Genomic DNA, 2,772 nt, shown 5'->3' with positions numbered 1-2,772 from the left:
GGAGGGACGGGATTCGAAACTCTGCTGTAAACCACTGATCTGAGTCATGAATTCTGACTGTACCAATTTGGACCCCACATTCGATCAGGGTTAATAATAAGATTCCTTCTTTCCCAAAGCATCCCATATCATGACAAAATGATAACTGTTTGGATTGGATAATTTGTATTAAACTAGTTAGTAAAACACTTAGCCAAAAATACGGTTGGTCATGTCAGGAAGGTCGGCTCCAAAGAATGCATCTTCAACAACCTTTTTATGTTCAGTTCCCAACACGCGCGCAGTTATAGAAGCATATACGGCACGTGCATCAATGGTGGCGTTCAAATCACGGTTTTCAAAAAGGTCTTTTTTCTTCAAGCCAGGCCAATCGCTAATAATTCTTGACTCAGGAAGCAAGCCCCCAGCCATAAGTATGGCAGTTCCATACCCATGTTCAGTGCCAGAGCCACCATTTTGTTCAATAGTACGACCAAATTCCGTTAACGAAACGATGATTGTGTTTGAAAAGGCATCACCAAGATTTTCATAAAGCGTGCCAATAACATTGTCGAATTGCTGTAATTGTTCAGCATGCTCACCATGGTCTCCACCCTGTCCAGAATGCGTATCGAAGCCGCCAATATCAAAAACAGCGATACTTGGCCCGTCAGGGTCAGCAAGTTGGTTTGCAGCTATTTTGGCAAGCCCGCTGACGTCCTGATCACCTGAACGATTGCGCATATTCATCATTGAAATTGGACGCTTTCGGATCGTGGCTAGCGTGCTACTTAGCATGTCATCTTGTGAATAGTTAGTTGCAAGCAAGTTCAATATGTCATCTTTAGGCAAGGAATTGCGAGATGGCATGAAGTTATCCAGATCACTTCCGCCGCGAAGAATTAATGGCATTGGAAGTGATATAGACAGGCTTTTTTTGCCGCCACCTTCTAGGGCGCGTCCAAGCCAGCCAGTTTTATCGATATAGGGCGTCACACCGCCACTTTCCATTAAATACTGTCCTTCAAAATGCGATCTGCCAGTATAAGGTATTGACGTTGCATGAAAAATTGAGGCTTTGCCTTTTTTCCATAACGATTTGAAGCTCTTAAGTTTAGGGTGAAGTGCAAAATCACCAGTTATTGAAATAGGGTTATCAATGCCGATATCTGGTCTTGCGTTACTCAAGACGTTGTCACCTACGAATGGCACTGCAGCAAGGCCATCCATTCCACCTCGCAACATTACGACGACTAAATTCGTTTTTTTGCTACCAGTAGCAACTGCATTACTTGCCAGTGCTGACGTAACGATCAAAGAAGCTGACCCTGAAAGAAAAACACGCCTTGAAGTAATCATACCTTTAATATCCTCTCGCTACACAGTGCCGCGATTAGGGGATAAGACCGTGTGGTATATGATCCTTCTTTCCCAAGGGCATTTATAATGGCCAGGTTATCTTCTGGATCATCAATGTTTTTTTCAATTACAGACTTGGCAATTTCTAACCCGAGCGTTTTGTCTTTGGGTAATCCAATTTGAGAGGGGTTATTTATTAATGAAATTCGCCGAACAAGATATTCTTGCGACAACCACTCAGCTTCAGTATCAGGGAATCCGTTTGGCTGTTTTGCGCGAAATGGGAGGTGACCAAGTTCAGCGAGAACCGTAACCGGCTTAAGCTGTTTATATGTAGGTTTTGAATTAAAGTCATATTTGAACACGGATGGATCACCAGGCCAATTGGCGCCCGTCATGCGGGCAACTTGCAAAAGCCAAGTTTCGGGAGACAAGAATTTTCGCTCATTATCACCAAACCGCCATGATGCTTCTAAGACGGCTTTATGTATTTCGGGGAGCATTCCATTAGATTTTTCCCAAGCGTCGGTTACCAGAGAGACCATTTCAGATGTTGGGTCATCACAAATAAAATGCCTACATAATTTCCAAGCAATAAATTTCCGACAACTTTCATGATTGCATAAATCTTCAACTAATGCCCGAAGCTGTTTGCGCCCTTTGGTTTTCTTATCCCAACCACTCGCTTTATATTTTTGAGTGAGCACTTTATGTGTACCAGGCTCATGCAATGAACCTTCAAAGCCTATTTTTTTGCCTTCCCAACCTTTTTCTCCGTTTGTGTAGCCCCATCCAGTCATTATGTAGGCGGCGTTTATCACATCGTCCTGAGTGTAACCGCACGCAGGAGATACGGTATGCAATTCGAGCAATTCGCGTGCATGATTTTCATTTAATGCTTTGACAGGCTTGTTCTTTTTCTTTCGCCGAACATTGAAATCTGATTTAGGGCCACGCGACAGAAAATTATCAAGGCTTCTGATCATCGGCCAAGATAATGTTATATCATATACCATATCGTCGAAACGCCCAGTCATGAGGGGGCGAATTTGTTCACGCTGCATAGCACCAGTGTTAAATATTGGAAGCTTAAGTTTGTCGACTATTGCAAAATGGTTACCCCAAAAATGCCAGAATCTTTCAAATACTGGCTGGTCGCTATAAATCGCTTGATGGTGACGAATGGCAAGTTCATATGTTTCAAAAAACTTACGACCTGACCGGTTGTATAGTTTCTTTCTCAGGCGCCTAGATTCTTCAGGATCCTTGATTGTTGCGTCAATTTCGGCTTCGGAAATTGTAAAATCACGACGAATATCAAGCATTTCAGCTTCACTGTAAATGCGACCTGGCCAGATCAAATCAGGTGTGTTTTCCATTTGATTTTGAGCCCATTCCAGTGGGTTCGACAAACTTGCTTCATCAGGCCTAAGA

The 2,772-nt window shown here is 43.0% G+C and carries 2 protein-coding genes; both read right to left on the bottom strand.

What is annotated here, in order from left to right; genetic code table 11:
- Positions 1-189: 189 nt before the first annotated feature.
- The gene (locus ABNT28_RS10735; RefSeq protein ID WP_348721589.1) at positions 190-1,338 is read right to left on the bottom strand and encodes a DUF1501 domain-containing protein; all 1,149 of its coding nucleotides are present in this window, start codon (positions 1,336-1,338) and stop codon (positions 190-192) included.
- Positions 1,335-2,772, bottom strand: a 1,438-nt coding sequence (locus ABNT28_RS10730; protein ID WP_348721588.1) for a DUF1800 family protein, incomplete at its 5' end; no start/stop codon positions are given. The genes ABNT28_RS10735 and ABNT28_RS10730, both read right to left, overlap by 4 nt.

This window comes from uncultured Candidatus Puniceispirillum sp. (genome assembly GCF_963979125.1).
Classification (GTDB): Bacteria; Pseudomonadota; Alphaproteobacteria; order Puniceispirillales; family Puniceispirillaceae; genus Puniceispirillum.
Note: the sequence above shows the minus strand (reverse complement) of the source record. Positions and strands in the feature narration are given on the sequence as shown.

Excerpts from the sequence above, each read along its gene's own strand:
- ABNT28_RS10735 (WP_348721589.1), bottom strand. The coding sequence starts at position 1,338 with ATGATTACTTCAAGGCGTGTTTTTCTTTCAGGGTCAGCTTCTTTGATC.